Genomic DNA, 19848 nt, shown 5'->3' with positions numbered 1-19848 from the left:
ATGAGCTAAAAGCGCCTCGCTATGTGAATACTTCTATCTTTCCGGTTTGCTTATTTCATCTGGTTGGGCATCATGGTGTCCATGTCGTCAAACTCCATGTTCTCTCCGCCCATGGCCCAGATGAATGTATAGTTGGATGTGCCTGCACCGCTGTGTATGCTCCAGGAAGGGCTGATGACAGCTTCCTCGTTCTTCATCACAATATGCCTGGTCTCAGTGGGCTCTCCCATCATGTGGAATACCACGTTGTCTCCGGGAACCTCAAAGTACATATATACCTCCATACGGCGCTCATGGGTGTGGGCCGGCATGGTGTTCCATACGCTTCCGTCCTCCAGCACGGTCATGCCCATGGACAGCTGGCAGGTCTTAAGTACATCCGGATGGATAAACTGGTTGATAACGCGCTTATTGGCTGTCTCAGATGCTCCGCAGGACCTCTTGGCTGCCTTTGCAATGGGAATGTAGGTGGTGGTGTAGGAAGTATGCGCCGGTGCGCTTACCATGTAGAACTTAGCCGGTGCAGATGCGTCGTCACTGGAAAAATATACTTCCTTGGTTCCCTTCGTGATGTACAGGCAATCCTTATATCCCATCTGGAATTCCTGTCCGTCAGCCACAATCCTGCCGCTGCCGCCGATGTTGAAAATGCCGATCTCGCGGCGCTCCAGGAAATAGTGTGTGCCGAAATTCTTCCAGCAGTCAATTCCCTTATCTATGGAAACAGTCTCTGTGGCAGGCATACATCCTAACGTCACCATGCGGTCCACATGTGAATACACAGCCACTACCTCATTGGCCACATACAGGTTCTGAATCAGGAACTCATCCCTCAGCTCCTGGGTGGTGTAACGCTTTACATCCCTCTGATTTGCAGAATAGCGAATATCCATTATCTTGCTTCCTCCTTTAAACTTGATTTCCTTTAGTTTGAGTTTGTATTTGTTCTTTACTACTTGTATACAACTTTTGAATCTGTATACAGATTAACACAGTCGTATATCTTTTTCAATGGGCATATTCTACAAAATTGCAGTGATTTTCTATGCATGTTCACAACAGTAAGGCTTGCGTTGTGTGTCTGTTTATTATATACTTGACCGTGTTTGACCATGAAACATTACAGCGAGGAGAATGATTATGAAAAAAAACATCCTGGTGGGCCAGTCCGGCGGCCCCACAGCCGTCATTAACGCCAGCTTATATGGAGTCATTGCAGAGGGCATGGCCCGGCCGGAAGAGGTAGACCATGTATACGGCATGGTAAACGGCATCGAAGGCTTCCTCTCAGGCCACGTCATGGACCTGTCTCTTCTTACCCATGAGGACCTCAGCCTGCTTAAGCAGACTCCGGCCGCCTATCTTGGCTCATGCCGGTTCAAGCTGCCTGAAAACCTGGATGCACCGGTTTACAGCCTTTTATTTGAAAAATTCACAGCCATGAACATAGGTGCCTGTTTCTATATCGGTGGAAATGATTCCATGGACACGGTTGACAAGCTCTCCCGATGCGCCCGGATCCGCCGTGAAACCATCTCCTTCATAGGAGTGCCAAAGACCATAGACAACGACCTGCCTGTGACAGACCATACACCCGGATACGGAAGCGCCGCCAAGTATGTGGCCTCCACTGTCCGTGAAATTTCCCTGGACGCCTCCGTGTACCAGCAGCCGGCCGTCACAATCGTGGAGCTGATGGGACGCCATGCAGGCTGGGTGACGGCTGCCAGCGCCCTGGCCAGAAAATGTCCCGGCGACAATCCCCTTCTCATCTATATGCCGGAAGTGCCGTTCTCCATGGAACAGTTTTTTAAGGACGTGGAGCAGGCCCTGTCCCGCCAGCCCAATGTGGTAATCTGTGTATCCGAAGGGGTCCGCGACAAAAAAGGCCGTTTTATCTGCGAATACACCAACGATGCCCAGATTGACACCTTCGGCCACAAGATGCTCACCGGCTGCGCCAAGATACTGGAAAGCTACGTCCGCAACCGTTTCCGGGTAAAGGTCCGCTCTGTGGAGCTGAACGTAAACCAGCGCTGCAGCAGCCTTCTGGCCTCTGCCGCCGATGTGGAGGAAGCAGAGTGCTCCGGCAGAAGGGCAGTAGAAAAGGCCCTGCAGGGAGAAACCGGCAAAATGGTTACCTGTTCCCGCCTGTCAGGGCCTGGATATGAACTTGAATATGGACTTACAGAGGTAGGCAATGTATGCAACCGCGAAAAATCCTTTCCCATGGAATGGATCACAGCGGGAGGCTCCGACATCGGACCGGAATTCCTGGACTATGCCCTTCCCCTGATTCAGGGGCAGCCGGACCACATCATGGAGAACGGACTGCCAAAATATCTCTACAGGAAGTAACCGCCTCAGCCGTCACACCCCGGAATATGCCGAAAACCCGCCGTCCACCGGAAGTATGATTCCGGTAATGAAACCGGCTGCCTCATTGTTGAGCAGGAACATGAGGGCCCCGTTGAGCTCCTCAGGCTTACCGAACCGCCCCATGGGGGTAGCGGCCAGCACCTTGGCTGTCCTGGCCGCCGGTTTTCCGTCCTCCTCATAGAGAAGGCCTTCATTCTGTCTGGTCACAAAGAAGCCCGGCGCAATGGCATTGACCCGGATTCCGGCTTTTGCAAAATGCACGGCCAGCCACTGGGTAAAATTGCTGAGAGCAGCCACTGCCCCGCTGTATACGGGTATTCTGGTAAGTGGCCTGGCCGCGCTGGCAGATGAGATGTTGATGATATTGCATCCCTCCCTGCCCACCATATCCTTGGCAAAGACCTGGCAGGTCAGAAATCCTCCTAAAAAATTCAGATCCAGCACGCCCTGTACTCCCTTATACTCCATATCAAAGAAAGTAGCCACATCGGCCTCGATATCCCCCATCTCAAAATATTCTTTAGACGTATTGGCCCTGGCCTGATTGCCTCCCGCGCCGTTTATCAGGATGTCGCAGGGTCCTAACCGGGCCAGCACCCTGGCATGAACGCTCTCCAGCATCTCCTTATCCATGACATCCACTCCATAGGCAGCAGCCGTACCCCCTGCCTCCCGTATGTCCCTGGCTGTCTCCTCAGCCGCCTCCAGGTTAATGTCCAGAAGGGCAACCGCTGCGCCGGCCCGGGCCAGCGTCCTGGCAAACATGCCGCAGAGGATTCCCCCGGCGCCGGTCACCACCGCCATCTTCCCCGTCAAATCCGTCCCCAATACCACCTTTTTCTTCCTCCTCTCATTCTCTTCCCATTCATCCTCACCGGCTGATGGACAAAAAGGGCCTGAGAAATTTCTTCCCGGCCCTTTCCTGATTTATTTTGTGTTTTCCGTCTGATTTTGTGCTCGATGGACCTGTTGTCCGGGCATTACCTGCTCATTTTCTCCACAGCCTCGAACAGACCATTGAGGTAGGTAGCGCCTAAGGCTCTGTCATACAGGCCGTATCCGGCTCTTCCTGTCTCTCCCCAAATCATACGTCCGTGGTCAGGTCTTACATAGCCGTCAAAGCCATTCTCCACCAGGGCCTTCACGATGCCGGACATATCCAGGGAACCGCAGCAGGACAGATGCGCTCTTTCCTCAAAGCCATTATCCAGCACAGCCACATTTCTCAGATGCGCGAAGTGGATTCTTCCCATGGCGGCGTACTTGCCGGCCAGTCTTACCACGTCGTTCTTAGCGGAGCAGCCCAGGGAACCGGTGCACAGTGTGATTCCGTTGTGCCTGTCATCCACCAGCTTTAAAAACTTATCCAGATTCTCCTCGCAGGTAATGATTCTTGGAAGACCGAAGATGCTCCAGCATGGGTCGTCCTCATGGATTGCCATGTTCACGTCGCACTCAGCCGCAACCGGAATAATGCGCTCCAGGAAATATTTTAAGTTATCCCACAGATTCTCCTCTGTCAGGTTGTGGTATTCCTCCACTACAGCCTTAAGGCCGTCCTTGGTATAGCTGGAATCCCATCCTGGAAGTGTCAGGTCGCTGTCGCTGTTAAGAGGATTCACAGCATCCACCTGCTCCTGATAGTACACTAAGGAAGTGGAGCCGTCAGCCAGCTCATGGTCTAACTGGGTCCTGGTCCAGTCAAATACAGGCATGAAATTGTAGCAGATACATTTTACGCCTGCCTCCGCAACACGGCGGATGTTCTCACAGTAGTTCTCGATGTACTTGTCCCTGGAAGCCTTGCCCAGCTTTATATCCTCATGGACAGGAATGCTCTCAATCACGTCAAAGCCCAGGCCCGCATCCTCTACCTGCTTCTTAAGCTTTGCAATGCTCTCCCTGCTCCACACTTCGCCTACAGGAACATCGTATACAGCCGTAACAATGGACTGCATGCCCGGAATCTGACGGATGTTCTCCAGTGTTACCTTGTCGTCTTCCCCGTACCATCTGAATGATAATTTCATGTGTAAACTCCTCCTGATAAGTGTTGTTTTACGTTCCCTAACCTATGGTTTTATTATAACAGAAACCATTTTTCCGTCCATAGTGATACTTGCCGTCCATATTGCAAATGTTGTTGTTTCATGCTAAGATGGGGATAAAATCATGACAAACCATGTTTCCCGAGAGGAGGGACTCCCGTGAAAAAACAGCTGTCCATGGACTTTAACACACGGCAATACATGCAGTCCGGAGACTTTGAACTCTTCTATTACAATGACACTACGCTTAAATCCGTAGATGCCCATGAACATGACTACTACGAGTTCTATTTTTTCCTGGAAGGCGATGTGGAATACCACATAGGTGATAAAAGCTATCAGCTGGAATACGGGGACTGCCTGCTGATTCCGCCTGATACCCCCCATTATCCCCAGTTCCATTCCTATGATAAACCGTACCGCAGGTTTGTATTCTGGCTGAATCAGGATTACCATAAGAAGCTGCGCCAGACCGACGAAGAGCTGACATACTGTTTTGACTATGCCCAGAGCCACCAGACCTACCGGTTCCACACAGACACCATCACCACCCAGGAGATTCAGGGAAAGCTTACCGACCTGATGGAAGAGCTTGTTGGCGGACGCTCCTTCCACCGGCTTGTCTCAGAGCTTATGGCAGTCTCCTTCCTGGTGTACGTTAACCGCCTTCTCTATGACAGCCTCCACCAGAAATCAGCTGTCTATGAAAATGTCCTGTACCTGAACATCTGTGACTACATCAACCGGCACCTGGAGGAGAATTTGAGCCTGGACAGCCTGTCGTCCTTTTTCTATGTGAGCAAATACCATATCTCCCACATATTTAAGGACAACATGGGCATTCCACTCCACCAGTACATCCTGAAAAAACGGCTTCACGCCAGCAAGAACGCCATATTGTCCGACCAGCCCATCAGCCATGTGTATCTCCAGTACGGCTTCAAGGACTACACCAGCTTTTTCAGGGCATTCAAAAAGGAGTACGGTGTTTCCCCCAAGGAGTACCGGGAGCAGCACCGCCTGCCTGAACAGCAGGATTACACCATATAAGGGGATTTGACTGACATGAATACACCCGATATCCTTTCCTTTGACACATACAGAAACTGCAGCCTCTGCCCCAGGATGTGCAAAGCCGACCGCAGCCGCGCCGCGGGCTTCTGCGGCTGCGGCGACGTCCTTACGGCTGCAAGGGCCGCCCTCCACCACTGGGAGGAGCCCTGCATCAGCGGATCTGCGGATTCCGGCGACGGCTTAGCGGCACCCGGCGGCAGCGGCACTGTATTCTTCTCCGGCTGTACCCTGGGCTGCTGTTTCTGCCAGAATCACCGAATCAGCAGCGGACATTTCGGCCGGGAGATGACCGCAAAGGAGCTGGGCCAGGCGTTCCTCCGCCTCCAGGACCAGGGGGCATATAACATAAACCTGGTGACACCCACCCAGTACCTGCCTCATATTATCTCCGCCCTGGACCAGGTACGCTTTAAGCTTACCATACCCGTGGTCTATAACTGCGGCGGCTATGAGCGGGTGGAGACGGTAAAGGCATTAAAGGATTATGTGGACATATGGCTGCCTGACTTCAAGTACTATGATAACCGTCTGGCCCAGAGATATTCCAGGGCAAAGGACTATTTTGAGACAGCCGCTGCCGCCATCCGGCAGATGATCGACCAGACCGGCGCCCCTGTTTACCAGTCTGCTTCTCCCGGACTGCTGTCAAAAGGCGTCATCATCCGTCACATGGTCCTGCCGGGACAACGCCATGACTCCGTTGCCCTGTTGGAATGGATAAGTGACAATCTGCCCCGCGGCCGGTATATGATTAGCCTTATGAGCCAGTACACTCCCTACATCAAAAACCGGGAATTCCCGGAACTAAACCGGTGTATCACATCATACGAATATGACAAGGTGGTGGATGCCGCCATCCGTCTGGGGCTCACCGAAGGCTTCATGCAGGAAAAAAGCAGTGCCAGGGAAGAATACACTCCTCCCTTTGATTTGGAAGGACTCTAAGGTATTAGGGCCGGGGGATCGGGTTTCAGAACGAAAAAAAAGCGCCTGCCTCATCCGGCTGCGCCATCCCGTCTTACTCTCCTTAAAAGCTCCCCAAACGAATAAAAACATGAAAACGGATATCGAATCCTTGACTAACCACGTTCTCAGATTACGATATCCGTCTTCTAACTATTTCGTCCATTGGACTAAACCTCTCTTTTCTGAAACAATTCTTTTAATTATTTCTGGCTTTTCTATATTAAATTGTTACACCATTCTACGTTCTGTTACTTCGCTCCTACTTCTGCATTTCTTCACTTATGTCTGATTCATTTCTTTTATTGCTTTTTCTTTACTATCCGGTATCATCTTTCGTCTAATAATACTTTCTCGTCATATCACTAAACCGAATTTAATTGTTCTGATACTCTTGAGATAGTGTTACAAATTCAATCATTCACTTGTTTATAAATGCTTCACTCAACAGTCTGTATCTTTATTGCTACTTCTTGAATTGTTTACCAACCGATTGGATTCTTGTTTCTTTAAATCAACTTCTTAAAATTACTTATCTGTTTGAGCGTTTCACTTTTGTAGATTGGTTTTTCCTGGTCTCATTTACAATTAAATTACTTTAAATTATAAATGAAACGAAATTTAAGTCTTTGGCGGTCCGTACCTCCTTTGCTTGGATTTTATTACTTGTGAACTGATTGTCTACAGTTCCTTGAAATCTTTTGTTCTCTGTTCTTTTGTTGTTTTCATTATAGTAAATGCTCCCGTATTTGTCAACACTTTTTTGATTTTTTTATTATTTATTTAGTTTATTAATATTTGAATCCATTTTATTACAATTGTTTTCGTTTTAATACACATCTTAACCTTTTATTTGTGTTAATTGTTTAAATATTCTGATTTTTTCCAAAAAAGATACCTATTCCCACCGGATACAGGTATGATTTCACCCCGGCTTCCTTTAACTGGCGGATGAGAAAATCCCCATCCCCGGTGCCGATGGCCCCCGCGTGCCATACCTCTGCCCCGCTCTTACTCAAGGCGATGGACTGGTTCAGTCCCTTGCCGCCTGAAAACACATGCATTTCTGCCGAGGACATAGTCTCCCCGCCCCTGACAAAGTGGTCCACACTATAGGTATCTTTATTCTTCCGGCACCATCTTCCCCACATCCTGGGGAATCCTGGTCAGGTCCCGCTCCACAATCAGATATATCACTGCATCCGGAGGGTTCTCCTCCAGAAGTGACCGGTCAAAGGCCTGCCAATGATAAAAGTCCACATTGGCAAAATACCTGGGCAGAAAATCCATGAGGGCTGTCCCAAAGGAATCCCGTATAACGGCAATCCGGCGCTTATCCGGCGCCCCGGATGTACTTGTATGGACAATATTCTTATCCCCGTTTACATCCTGCACCGTGGCCTCAAGGTCTTCGTGATACCCGCTTACAAGGGCAATCTGGTCATCGCAGTATTTCTCAGGCAGGTGGAACAGATTGGCCAGGTCTCCTGGGGCTCCTTTGATATAATCCACCTGCACATCCTCTATGGGCAGCGGTGTTCCTCCCAAGGCTTCTATGAGCATCTGACCTGCCGCATATCCTCCCGCGCTGTTCCAGTGAGTATCCGTCTTATAATACCACACATAATCCCGGTTCGTGTTAAAGTACTCCCTGGGGTCCAGAACCGTCACATCCGAGTGCTCCCGGATGTAATCCTCCAGCTGCCGGGGCCGGTTTCCATCCCAGACCCGCTTATATGCATCCGGCATATATTCCCTGTAGATTCCTTCCTTGTTGGGAGCAATCATCATGAGGAAGGGTATGCCCTGGCTCTCATAATATCTGGCCGCCTTTATTACCTGGCCGCCAATCCAGGCAGCGTCGTCCGGGTAAAAGGGCTGGGTTCCCAGGGCGTCATACAGGCTCATGCCCCCGGCAAAAAAGTACCAGCCATCCTTTCCCACAATCACGTCCTGGGAATCCGCATAGCCGAACAGCTTTAAGTTAATGATGGAATTCATGCTCAGAAACAGGTTCCTGAATGCCGCGTGATCATTGATATAGCTGTTGACCGCAGCCGGATACGCCTCATATGTATCCGGTGAAAACACGGGAAACTCTGCCAGGTTCCTGTTTTCCCCGGTGCCTGTCTGGCTGCTTCCCTTCACAAAGGGAAACAGCAGATTGGGTATCAGAAGCAGGGCCCAGAACCCCGCAATCATAATCTTTTTCATCATAGGTACTGCTCACTTTCCATATGGACTAAAATCTGAAATAAATAAAAGCCTGATAGGTGCTGCTGACCATGAGAAGGGTCCCCAGCAGCAAAAGCGCTGCCATCACAGCCGCATCCGCCGCGGTGATGTTCTCCTCGTCGAACAGCCGGGCCTTGAGACGGGGCATCAGCTGCTGGATGGGACCGCAGAATACCACTGCCGGAACCAGCAGAAACAGTATGCGGTTATCCGCGAAAATCCGCGGATTCCACAGTCCCTTACTGGGAATCAGCATTGCCTTTAACAGTATCTTCCCATTGTGCAGGGTATCCACCCGAAACAGCAGCCAGCCCACTGCCACTGCCGCAAGGGTATACAGATGATTCAGGAGCTTCAGGGGATTTTTTTCTAAAATCCTGCCAATCCACAGCCGTTCCGCCACAATAAGGATGCCGTAATATACGCCCCAGCATATGAAGTTCATGCTGGCCCCGTGCCACAGTCCCGTTGCCAGGAATACCAGGAAAAGATTTACGCAGGTGCGTGCCAGTCCCTTTCGGTTGCCTCCCAGGGGAATGTACAGATACTGCCTGAACCAGGTGGAAAGGGAGATATGCCAGCGCCTCCAGAACTCGCTGACAGAGGCCGACAGATACGGATAATTGAAGTTCTCCTTGTAGGTAAAGCCGAACATCCTGCCCAGGCCGATGGCCATGTCGGAATACCCGGAAAAATCATAGTAAATCTGAAAGCTGTACAGAATCACAGCCAGCCATACCGTGACCGTGCCCAGCTGTTCCAGGGGCAGGTCAAACATACGGTCCACCACCTGGCCGAACATGTTGGCAAATACCATTTTCTTCACCAGTCCGTACACAAAACGCTTGATGCCGTAGGCATGCATGGACAGGCTCTCCTGCCGGTCCCCAATCTGCGGTTCCAGCTCATGATACTTGACAATGGGACCGGAAAGTATCTGGGGAAACAAAGAGATATACAGTGCCAGACGAAACACATTTCTCTGGGCGGGATTCTCCCCCCGGAAGGTATCCGCCAGGTAGGAGATGGACTGGAAGGTGTAAAATGATATGCCGATAGGCAGCGCGATATCCCTTGGCGTAAAGCCCTGGCGCCCCAGGACGGACATGGCCAGTTCCAGGAAGAAGTTGAAATATTTAAAATACCCCAAAAGCCCCAGGTTAACCAGGATGCTCAGGACAAATACCGCCTTCTTAAGCCCTCTCCTTTCCCCGCAGCCATCCAGTGCCAGGCCAAACCCATAGTTGAGCAGGATGGAAATAATCACCAGGACCACATACCGCGGCTCGCCCCAGCTGTAAAACACAAGGCTGGCTATGAGCAGAACCCCATTCTTAAGCTTCCTCCCCGGCGAGATATTGTATATCAGGGCCAGGGCCGGAAGGAAAAACCATACAAACGTCAGTGAACTAAACAGCATATTGAGGAAAATTCCCTTTCTATCAAAGTTTATCAATCATTTATCACAGAAGTACAGGCTACATGGAGACAGCGTCCTGCCTTGGGATCTTGCGCCGTATCTTATGGAATGTCACCATATGGGCAAGGGCTGTGATGGCCCAGGAGACAGGATAGGACAGGTACAGCACGTCCAGGGAACGGTACGCCGCAAATACGGTGAATACCCAGAGCACCCTGAATCCGCATGCCCCTGTGAGGGATACAAACATGGGGATGATGGAGTATCCCAGCCCTCTCAGGCTTCCCACCATGCAGTCCATGATTCCGCACAGGAAATAGGTTCCGCAGATGATCTCCAGCCTCAGCATCCCGTAGTGCAGCACCTCAGGGTCTGAGGAATAGATATGCAAAAGCCCGTTTCCCGCGGCCACGGCTGTGAGTCCCAGAATTACGCCCACGGCCGTAACTACCCCCAGGCATATGTACATGATTTTATTAATCCTGCTGTACTTCCTGCCGCCCAGATTCTGGCTGGTAAAGCTCAGGTTGGTCTGGTACACCGCATTCATAGCCGTATAGACAAAGCCCTCAATGTTGGAGGAGGCCGTGTTCCCGGCCATGGCAATGGAGCCAAAGGAGTTGACCGAGGACTGAATCAGCACATTGGAAATGGAGAATATGGCTCCCTGCATGCCTGCGGGAAGTCCGATTTTTACGATTCGTCTCAGCTTCCTGGGGTGAATCCGCAGCTGCCTCAAATCCAGCTTCAGGGCTCCCGGAGCACCCATCAGGCTCTTCAGGACCAGAAAGGCGGAGATGTGTTCTGATATGACCGTGGCCCAGGCCACACCGTCCACACCCATTCCCAGCACAACCACAAAGAACAGGTTCAGGCACACATTCACCACGCCGGAGGCAAAGAGGAAATACAGGGGCCTCCTGGTATCCCCGATGGCCCTCAGAATGGCTGCGCCGAAGTTGTAGACCATAAGTACCGGCATGCCCAGGAAGTATATCCTCATATAGAGGACCGACTGGCCCAGGACGTCCTCAGGAGTTCCCATAAGGCGCAGCAGCGGGTTTGCCAGAAGGATTCCCAGCACCACCAGAATAAGGCCGCTTACAATGCTGGTGGTCACCGCCGTGTGGACGGTCTCGCTGACGTCCCTGTCATTCTGGGCCCCGTAATACCGGGCCACCAGCACATTGACACCAACTGAGAGTCCCACGAATACATTAATTAATAGGTTGATGAGCGAAGATGTGGAGCCCACTGCCGCCAGAGCCCCGCTGCCGGCAAAACGGCCCACCACGATGATGTCCGCTGCATTAAACAGCAGCTGCAATATGCCCGACAGCATCAAAGGAATGGAAAATAAAAGGATTTTGCCCAGAAGCGGGCCGCTTGTCATGTCAATCTCATAAGACTTTTTCATCTTCTTTTAACTCCCTGTGTCATTCTTTCTCCATGCCAATCCATGGCATATGTTCTTATCAGTTATATCACAGGACCGCGTTTTTTACAATGGGTTAAAAGGCCATGAAAACCTGCGAATTTTCTTGACATTTCCAGGCCCCTCCTTTAAAATGGAGCAAGTGATAAGGGAGTAATTGGCATGCCCCGCCCTGCCGGGCATGTAATAAGGTCAACATACTGATAGTTTCTATCTGGCTTTATTTGAAACAATGAGACTTATCTACAGCATTCCAAGGCTGTAGGTGGGTCCTTTTTTATACCACAATCCATATATTAAAACATCACCAGGGAGGAATCATTATGTCATTAGCTGAACTGTTCGTCATCGCCGTAGGTCTGTCCATGGACGCGTTTGCGGTATCTGTCTGTAAGGGCCTGTCCATGCCTAAAATGAACTGGAAGGGCGCCCTTTTGGCGGGGCTGTACTTCGGCGGATTCCAGGCCGCCATGCCCCTTTTCGGGTATTTCCTGGGCTCCAGCTTCAGCCTGGCCATACGGGCTTACGACCACTGGGTGGCCTTCATCCTGCTGGCTGTTATCGGCGCAAACATGGTAAAAGAATCCTTCAGCCAAGAAGAGGAATGTCCAAACGCGGACCTGGATGTTAAAAACATGGTGCTTCTGGCCATTGCCACCAGCATAGATGCCCTGGCCGTGGGCGTGACCTTTGCCTTCCTGAATGTTGACATCCTCCCCGCTGTATCCTTTATCGGAAGCGTCACCTTCCTTCTGTCCGTGGCAGGCGTAAAGGCAGGCAACGCATTTGGATGCCGCTATAAATCCAAAGCCGAGCTGGCAGGCGGCGCCATCCTCATCCTCATGGGATTCAAGATACTGTTGGAACACCTGGGGATTTTGTTCCGGTAAGGCATACATAAGAATACGCCAGCCCCCTTATAAAGACAGCGGGGCAGCGTCCTCTCGGAATACGCTGCCCCGCCGTCTTTTATATTATCCTTTTCCTGTCTAAAATCCTGTTCCCAGGCTCAGAAACTTAAACCGTCCCGGCCTCAGATTCTGACGCCGCTGCTATCCAGCTGGTAACCGTCAATGATGCGGTTCGTCTGCATCACTCCGTTTTCAGGGTCCATATAATACCACTGTCCCTTGTATTCCAGCCAGCCGGTCTTCATATAGCCGTCCGTGCCGAAAAAATACCACTTGTCATTAATCATGGCCCAGGATGTAAGGTATTCATCCTGATACAGATACCTCCAGCCGCGCACATCCTTGTTCCACTTGCCCAGCAGTATGTTCCGGTAGTTGCTCATGTCCTCCTCAGGAAGCAGCATGAAATACCGGCTTTCCTTTTTATCCTGATAGCAGAACTCTACAATATAACATTGATCCAGGTAGTTGTAATCCCCCTCAGCGGACCGCTCTTTTTCAACGGTCTCCGGCCGGATTACAGGGTAATGGGTTCCTTCCTTTAAGCCGTACACCGTACACTCCAGATACTTCTGGGTCTCGCCCCTATAGGTGACAAGATAATAATTCAGTGTCACTTCATTCAGGTCCACATCACTTTTGTCCTTTGTAACTGTGAACGTATCGTATTCCGATACCCTGTACCCAAGCAGATAGGACGAATATCCATCGTAAATCGTGGTCCTTCTGCTGTTAACATCCAAATGCAGGGTAACAGGCACCTCAGCCTTAAACGAGGCCGCTGCCTCTGAGACAAACGCAGCCGACACACTGAGCACTGCCGCCAGGACCAGCGCGCCTAACCGCTTAACAGACATATACCGTCTCATCCGGTACCCTCCTCTCAAACCTTTGGACTACTCATGATGACATCCAGGGTGAATTCCCGGCGCATCCGCCAACCATTATTTCAATACAATCTTCTTGAAATTCTTCTTGCCGCGCTTGACGACCATGCCATCTCCGGCAAACTGTTCCCTGGAGAATACGGCCTTGATATCCTTTACAGGATTTCCGTCCACGGACACACCGCCCTGTTCCACGTTCCTTCTGGCCTCAGAACGGGACGCTGCCAGACCGGACTTGTTAAGGATGCTTAAGATATCAATGGTTCCCTCTGTAAAGTCCTCTTCTAAAAGTTCGAAAGCAGGTATGTTCTCGGTGCTTGCTCCTGCTGCAAACAGAGCCCTGGCGCCTTCCTGTGCCTTGGCAGCCTCTTCCTCGCCGTGCACCAGCTTTGTAAGCTCGAATGCCAGTATCTCCTTTGCCTGGTTTAACTGGCTGCCTTCCCACTTATCCATCTCGTCAATCTGCTCCAGAGGAAGGAAGGTAAGCATGCGCAGGCACTTAAGAACATCCGAATCCCCCACATTCCTCCAGTACTGATAGAAATCAAAGGGTGATGTCTTCTCAGGATCCAGCCACACGGCGCCGGACTGTGTCTTACCCATCTTCTTGCCCTCGGAGTTAAGGAGCAGGGTAATGGTCATGGCATGTGCATCCTTTCCCAGCTTACGGCGAATCAGTTCAGTTCCGCCCAGCATGTTGCTCCACTGGTCATCGCCGCCAAACTGCATGTTGCAGCCGTACCGTTTAAACAGCTCATAGAAGTCATAGCTCTGCATAATCATGTAGTTGAATTCCAGGAAGCTTAAGCCCTTCTCCATCCTCTGCTTGTAGCACTCAGCCCGCAGCATGTTGTTGACGGAAAAATGAGGTCCAACCTCCCTGAGGAATTCAATATAGTTAAGGCCCATGAGCCATTTTGCATTGTTCACCATCATGGCCTTTCCCTCTGAGAAATCGATGAAACGGCTCATCTGCTTTTTGAAGCAGTCACAGTTATGCTGGATGATTTCAGGGGTCATCATGGTGCGCATATCTGAACGTCCCGACGGGTCCCCAATCATGCCCGTGCCTCCGCCAATCAGTGCAATGGGCTTGTTGCCTGCCATCTGAAGGCGCTTCATCAGGCAGAGTGCCATGAAGTGGCCTACATGGAGGCTGTCAGCTGTGGGGTCGAAGCCGATATAGAATACGGCCTTTCCCTCGTTGACCATTTTCTTAATTTCTTCTTCGTTGGTCACCTGGGCAATGAGGCCCCTGGCAACCAGTTCTTCGTAAATCTGCATGGTGATTTTCTCCTCTTCTTACTTTCTTTATTTTACCATACTTCTGCTTTCATGCAAGGGCTTGATTCTTACATTTTTTATACAGGGGCAGCCGGGGCGCAGGGGGGACCGCAGACACGGATTCCCCTTTATGAACTAAAAAAAGCCCCGCCCTTATCCAAAAGGACGAAGCCCGTAAGCCCCGTGTTACCACCTGATGTTCACAGACAGCTCACGCTGCCTGCCTCTTCGAGTACTGGCGGCAAGCTTTCAACAAACGCCCATATACTCTAGCACGATAACGGATGCAGGATCCGTCGCAGCCTACTAAGGCTGTTATCCGCAACAGCGCCGTTGGGTGCGAAGCTCAGGGATGTATTCATGACCTGCATTCCATGCGCCTCTCATCATCCGGCTGCTTTCTGTCTGTTCCTGCAGGCTACTACTTGTTCCCGTCATAGCCAATTCATGAAATTATGACTATTATAGACAGACTCTCCCGGTTTGTCAAGAGTTACTCCCAAGTCTGCCCTTCCGCTGTTTTCCCTCCCGGGCGGTGTGCAAAGGCAAGTGCAAACACAGCTCCCAGTATCAGGGTAAATCCCAGAAAATCAGGCAGCGTAAACTGGGTTCCCAGCCAGAAAAAATGCCTTATTGTCAATATTTTCGTGGGATTCACTATTTACGAATCCGGTTTTCTATACTATAATGAAGCATTGAAATGTATCTTACACCGCAGTCCGGTGTTTACATAATTGGAGGACGAAGAAATGGGATTCACATTCATCAATAAGCTGCCTACGCCGGCAGAAATCCGGGAACAATTCCCTCTGGCCCCTGAGCTGGCAGAAATCAAACACGCAAGGGACGAGGAAATAAAAAAGGTATTTACCGGTGAGAGCGACAAGTTTGTTGTCATCATCGGCCCCTGCTCAGCTGACAACGAGGAATCTGTATGTGATTACGCCGGACGCCTTGTGAAAATCCAGGAAAAGACAAAGGACAAGCTAATCATCATTCCCCGGGTCTACACCAACAAGCCCAGAACCACCGGCGAGGGATATATGGGAATGATTCATCAGCCCGATCCTGAGAAGCGGCCTGATATGTTCGAAGGAATACTGGCCATCCGCCATATGCACATGAGGGTGCTGCGGGAGACAGGTTTTTCCACCGCTGATGAAATGCTTTATCCTGAAAATATGAACTATCTCTCCGACATGATGTCCTATGTGGCAGTAGGCGCCCGTTCCGTGGAAAATCAGTTCCACCGGCTGGTAGCCAGCGGCTGCGATGTGCCCGTAGGCATGAAGAACCCCACCAGCGGCGACCTGACAGTCATGCTGAATTCCGTGGTGGCTGCCCAGCTTCCCCACGACTTTATCTTCCGCGGCTTTGAAGTACAGTGCCCCGGCAATCCTCTGACCCACACCATCCTGCGCGGTGCCGTGAACAAAAGGGGCCAGTGCAACCCCAACTACCACTATGAAGATTTGAAGCTTTTATTTGACCTGTATAACCAGCGGGGGTTACAGAATCCGGCCTGCATCGTGGACACAAACCACGCCAACTCCAACAAGCAGTATCAGGAACAAATTCGCATTGCCAAGGAAGTGCTCCACAGCCGCCGTCACTCCGGAGATATAAAGAATCTGGTAAAGGGCCTCATGATTGAGAGCTATATTGAGCCCGGCAGCCAGAAAATCGGAGAACACTGCTACGGCAAGTCCATCACCGATCCCTGTCTTGGATGGGATGATACGGAGCGGCTGCTGTATGAGATTGCGGATAATCTGGATTAACACCATAATATGACTCAAACGAAAAAATGAGCGGCAAATAGGGCTCTGCCATTCACAATCCGTTTGCATGGCAGGCCCTTTTCTATTCTGTAAATCATTCTTTTATTTCTGATTAAGCTTCTGACTTTGCCTCTATTTGATTCTGACTTCGCTTCTGACTTTAGCTCCTAGCTGGCCAGCGCCGTAATACCAAAGTATGCCAGCACAATCACGCCCAGAATGATTCTATAGTATCCAAAGAACTTAAAATCATGCTTGCGCACATAGCTCATAAGAAACTGGATGGAATAAACGGAAACCACAAAGGCAATCAGCATTCCCAGTATGGTATAGAAAATCTGCGGTCCTGTAAATGCATTCCCTGTCAGGAAATACTTCACAATTTTCAATAAACTGGCTCCAAACATAACCGGGATTCCCAGGAAAAATGAGAACTCTGCCGCTGCAGCCCTGGAACAGCCTAAGACCATGGCGCCCAGAATGGTGGAACCGGAGCGGGAGGTTCCCGGAATCAAAGCCAGAAGCTGTACCATGCCAATGAGGAACGCTGTCTTGGCTGAAATCTGTCCCACCTTGTTAAACCTTGGATTGGTACACACGCTGCTGTTCTCAAGTACAATAAAAAGTACACCGTATACAATCAGGGCCGCTGCCACCACATAGGCATTGAACAGATGGGCCTCCATCCAGTCATCCAGCAATAGTCCCAGAATGGCTGCCGGAACACAGGCAATGATAATTTTAATCCACAGGGCCCAGGTGGCATCCTTCTGCCGGCTGGTCTTGCTGGGACTAAAGGGATTCAGCTTATGAAAAAACATGACAACCACAGCCAGGATGGCCCCTAACTGAATCACCACCAGAAACACGTCCTTAAACGCATCCGGCTGGTTCAGGCGTATGATTTCATCCACCAGAATCATATGGCCTGTGCTGCTGATGGGAAGCCACTCCGTGAATCCTTCCACAATTCCCAGTACAATGATTTTTAACACTTCAACTAAACTCATAAATTCTCCTTACCGCAGACAGGCTCCATTCCCTGACGCCTAGGCATCCCGCCCGTGCAGCCATCCTGCCGCAAGGGCCCCTGCCTGCTGTACATTTTATGTATTCTTATCTATCCCTATACCTGTTTTATATATTCTCAATCTGCCAGTCAACAGGCGTAAGGCCGTGCTCTGCCAAAAATGCATTGGTCTTGCTGAAAGGCCTGCTGCCGAAAAATCCCCTGGACGCGGACAACGGACTTGGGTGGGGCGCCTCCAGGATTAAATGCCTGGGATTATTCAGCATTGCCTTCTTGGCCTGGGCCGGACGTCCCCATAAAATAAACACCATGGGCCTGTCCTGCTGGTTAAGAATGCCTATCGCCGCATCCGTAAACTTCTCCCATCCAATGTCCCGGTGGGAATTGGCCTGATGGGCTCTCACCGTGAGCACTGTATTTAACAGCATGACACCCTGGTCAGCCCACTTTTTCAGATAACCGTTATTCGGTATATAACACCCCAAATCGTCGTGAAGCTCCTGGTAAATGTTCACCAGTGAGGGAGGAATATCCACGTCCGGCTTTACCGAAAAACACAGGCCATGGGCCTGACCATAATTGTGGTAAGGGTCCTGCCCCAGAATCACTACCTTCACGTCCGCCAGCGGTGTAAATGCAAATGCGTTGAAGATATCATCGGGCTCGGGAAACACCCTTTTGGTCTCATATTCATGCTTTACTGTCTTATACAGTTCTTTATAATAGGGCTTCTTAAACTCGCTGCTCAAGGGCCCCAGCCAGTCATTGGTAATAGCGGCCATATCCTGCTTCTCCTTTTCATTCACGATATAAATTCACATTTTCATATTTTAGCATAGGAAACGGCTGGAAACAACGGATATCGACAAAATAATTGAGAAAGAGGGCTGGGAGCACAGCCTGACGAGGATGAATCGCTACATCCTTACGGCAATCCCTCTCTCCGACAGGTACTCCTTAAGCTCCCGTATCTCCAGTTCCTTATAATGAAAGAGAGAGGCGGCCAGGGCGGCGTCCGCGCCGCCCTTTGTCAGCGCATCATAGAAATGTTCCTTATTCCCGGCGCCTCCCGAAGCAATGACAGGCACGGATACATGGGAGGCTATGAGAGAGGTCAGTTCGTTGTCATATCCGTTCTTGGTTCCGTCGCAGTCCATACTGGTGAGCAGTATCTCACCCGCGCCCAGACGGTCTGCCTCCATGGCCCACTCCAGGGCATCTTTCCCCACATCCACACGTCCGCCGTGCTTGTAGATATTCCAGCCTTTTCCATCAGCCCTGCGCCTGGCGTCTATGGCTACCACCACACATTGGCGGCCGAACTTATCCGCCGCGTCGTTTATAAGACGCGGATTGTCGATGGCTGAGGAATTAATGGATATCTTATCCGCCCCCTCCCGGAGAAGCATGCGGAAATCTTCCACTGTGCGTATGCCGCCGCCCACAGTAAACGGGATGAAAACAGTCTCCGCCACCTTGCGCACCATATCCGCCACAGTACGGCGGTTGTCCGAGGATGCCGTGATATCCAGAAATACCAGTTCGTCTGCCCCTGCCTTGTCATAAGCCGCGGCTATCTCCACCGGGTCCCCTGCGTCCCGCAGGTTCACAAAATTTACGCCTTTTACCACGCGTCCGTTGTTCACGTCCAGGCATGGTATGATTCTTTTGGTAAACATATCGCCTCTCCTATCTCCTGTTTTAATTGGTATGGCGCTGCCTCCGATATCCTTTTTTCAGACAGCGCAGGACTTTCACAGTCCGATAAAATTCTTAAGAATGGCAAGGCCCGCCTTCCCGCTTTTCTCCGGGTGGAACTGACATGCAAACACATTTCCCCGTTCAACAGAAGCGTGTATCACGGTGCTGTACTCCGTGGAAGCTGCCACAATGGACTCATCCTCTGCTTTCAGGTAATAGGAATGGACAAAATAAACATAGGCTCCGTCTTCAATCCCATGAAACAGCTTTGCCTCCGGCCTTATCTTCAGTGAATTCCAGCCCATATGCGGAATCTTAAGTCCGGGATGCTCCGGTATCTTAAGTATCTTTCCCGGAAGGATGCCCAGACCCGAAACCCCCTGGCTCTCCTCACTGCTGGCAAATAAAAGCTGCAGTCCCAGGCAGATACCCAAAAATGGAGTTCCCTGGTCCACTGTCTCATGAATCACATCCACCAGACCATACTGCTCCAGCTTTCCCATGGCATCGCCAAAAGATCCCACCCCCGGCAGAATGACCTTGTCCGCTTTGAGTATCGTTTTCCTGTCCCTGGTTATGACAGGCGTTTCCCCCAGTGAAAGCAGGGCTTTTTCCACACTGCGCAGGTTTCCTGCGTCATAATCAATAATAGCAATCATATATTCAACCTCGTTCCTATGATTTAATATTTTATCATTGT

The 19848-nt window shown here is 50.6% G+C and carries 17 protein-coding genes and 1 pseudogene; 5 read left to right on the top strand and 13 right to left on the bottom strand.

Translation table 11 applies throughout. The features are described 5' to 3' along the window. Positions 1-50: 50 nt before the first annotated feature. Positions 51-893: a 5-dehydro-4-deoxy-D-glucuronate isomerase gene (gene kduI / locus G614_RS0104510; protein WP_027640988.1), complete on the bottom strand. Its 843-nt coding sequence runs from the start codon at positions 891-893 to the stop codon at positions 51-53. A 247-nt stretch (positions 894-1140) separates the two neighbouring features. Between kduI and G614_RS0104505 the strand changes: the two genes are divergently transcribed. After that, positions 1141-2358 (top strand): 6-phosphofructokinase, encoded by a 1218-nt coding sequence (locus G614_RS0104505; protein ID WP_027640987.1) that lies wholly within the window; start codon positions 1141-1143, stop codon positions 2356-2358. Between the two features lie 12 nt (positions 2359-2370). On the opposite strand, the gene G614_RS0104500 is transcribed toward G614_RS0104505, so the two are convergent. Together G614_RS0104500 and uxuA are read right to left on the bottom strand one after the other, a co-directional pair. Beyond that, the gene (locus G614_RS0104500) at positions 2371-3213 is read right to left on the bottom strand and encodes an SDR family oxidoreductase (RefSeq protein WP_027640986.1); all 843 of its coding nucleotides are present in this window, start codon (positions 3211-3213) and stop codon (positions 2371-2373) included. 146 nt (positions 3214-3359) lie between these two features. Continuing rightward, the gene (uxuA, locus tag G614_RS0104495; protein ID WP_027640985.1) at positions 3360-4409 is read right to left on the bottom strand and encodes a mannonate dehydratase; all 1050 of its coding nucleotides are present in this window, start codon (positions 4407-4409) and stop codon (positions 3360-3362) included. Between the two features lie 177 nt (positions 4410-4586). On the opposite strand from uxuA, the gene G614_RS0104490 reads away from it, so the two are divergent. Both G614_RS0104490 and G614_RS0104485 read left to right on the top strand, forming a co-directional pair. Then, positions 4587-5477: a helix-turn-helix domain-containing protein gene (locus G614_RS0104490; protein ID WP_027640984.1), complete on the top strand. Its 891-nt coding sequence runs from the start codon at positions 4587-4589 to the stop codon at positions 5475-5477. Positions 5478-5492: 15 nt separating this feature from the next. After that, entirely contained in the window at positions 5493-6446 is a 954-nt protein-coding gene (locus tag G614_RS0104485; protein WP_027640983.1) for a radical SAM protein, read from the top strand. Positions 6447-7384: 938 nt separating this feature from the next. Here the strand turns inward: G614_RS0104485 and G614_RS0104480 are convergent. The 4 genes and pseudogenes from G614_RS0104480 to G614_RS0104465 all read right to left on the bottom strand — a co-directional run. After that, a pseudogene (locus G614_RS0104480) lies at positions 7385-7615 on the bottom strand (PfkB family carbohydrate kinase); the annotation flags it as partial. Then, positions 7587-8681, bottom strand: coding sequence for an alginate O-acetyltransferase AlgX-related protein (locus G614_RS0104475; protein ID WP_027640981.1), 1095 nt, complete (start codon positions 8679-8681; stop codon positions 7587-7589). The gene G614_RS0104475 and the pseudogene G614_RS0104480, both read right to left, overlap by 29 nt. 25 nt (positions 8682-8706) lie before the next feature. Further along, positions 8707-10119: an MBOAT family O-acyltransferase gene (locus G614_RS0104470; protein ID WP_027640980.1), complete on the bottom strand. Its 1413-nt coding sequence runs from the start codon at positions 10117-10119 to the stop codon at positions 8707-8709. Between the two features lie 58 nt (positions 10120-10177). Then, on the bottom strand, positions 10178-11536 hold the full coding sequence (locus G614_RS0104465) for an MATE family efflux transporter (protein WP_027640979.1): 1359 nt from the start codon (positions 11534-11536) through the stop codon (positions 10178-10180). Positions 11537-11877: 341 nt separating this feature from the next. On the opposite strand from G614_RS0104465, the gene G614_RS0104460 reads away from it, so the two are divergent. Further along, positions 11878-12444: a manganese efflux pump MntP family protein gene (locus G614_RS0104460; RefSeq protein ID WP_027640978.1), complete on the top strand. Its 567-nt coding sequence runs from the start codon at positions 11878-11880 to the stop codon at positions 12442-12444. A 143-nt stretch (positions 12445-12587) separates the two neighbouring features. On the opposite strand, the gene G614_RS0104455 is transcribed toward G614_RS0104460, so the two are convergent. Together G614_RS0104455 and tyrS are read right to left on the bottom strand one after the other, a co-directional pair. Next, positions 12588-13334: a hypothetical protein gene (locus G614_RS0104455; RefSeq protein WP_027640977.1), complete on the bottom strand. Its 747-nt coding sequence runs from the start codon at positions 13332-13334 to the stop codon at positions 12588-12590. Between the two features lie 75 nt (positions 13335-13409). Then, a complete protein-coding gene (gene tyrS / locus G614_RS0104450; protein ID WP_027640976.1) occupies positions 13410-14636 on the bottom strand; it encodes a tyrosine--tRNA ligase in 1227 nt (408 codons plus the stop codon). Between the two features lie 749 nt (positions 14637-15385). On the opposite strand from tyrS, the gene G614_RS0104435 reads away from it, so the two are divergent. Continuing rightward, positions 15386-16417, top strand: coding sequence for a 3-deoxy-7-phosphoheptulonate synthase (locus G614_RS0104435; protein WP_027640975.1), 1032 nt, complete (start codon positions 15386-15388; stop codon positions 16415-16417). A 167-nt stretch (positions 16418-16584) separates the two neighbouring features. Here G614_RS0104435 and G614_RS0104430 read toward each other — a convergent pair whose 3' ends face one another. The 4 genes from G614_RS0104430 to hisH form a co-directional block, all read right to left on the bottom strand. Next, entirely contained in the window at positions 16585-17427 is an 843-nt protein-coding gene (locus tag G614_RS0104430; protein ID WP_027640974.1) for an undecaprenyl-diphosphate phosphatase, read from the bottom strand. Positions 17428-17554: 127 nt separating this feature from the next. Beyond that, positions 17555-18229: a uracil-DNA glycosylase gene (locus G614_RS0104425; protein ID WP_027640973.1), complete on the bottom strand. Its 675-nt coding sequence runs from the start codon at positions 18227-18229 to the stop codon at positions 17555-17557. A gap of 135 nt (positions 18230-18364) precedes the next feature. Further along, positions 18365-19126 (bottom strand): imidazole glycerol phosphate synthase subunit HisF, encoded by a 762-nt coding sequence (gene hisF / locus G614_RS0104420; protein ID WP_027640972.1) that lies wholly within the window; start codon positions 19124-19126, stop codon positions 18365-18367. Between the two features lie 75 nt (positions 19127-19201). Beyond that, a complete protein-coding gene (gene hisH / locus G614_RS0104415; protein ID WP_027640971.1) occupies positions 19202-19807 on the bottom strand; it encodes an imidazole glycerol phosphate synthase subunit HisH in 606 nt (201 codons plus the stop codon). Positions 19808-19848 lie beyond the last annotated feature (41 nt).

Source organism: [Clostridium] clostridioforme AGR2157 (assembly GCF_000424325.1).
Classification (GTDB): domain Bacteria; phylum Bacillota; class Clostridia; order Lachnospirales; family Lachnospiraceae; genus Enterocloster; species Enterocloster clostridioformis_A.
The sequence above is the reverse complement of the archived record's forward strand: the minus strand, read 5'-3'. Positions and strand labels throughout refer to the sequence as shown.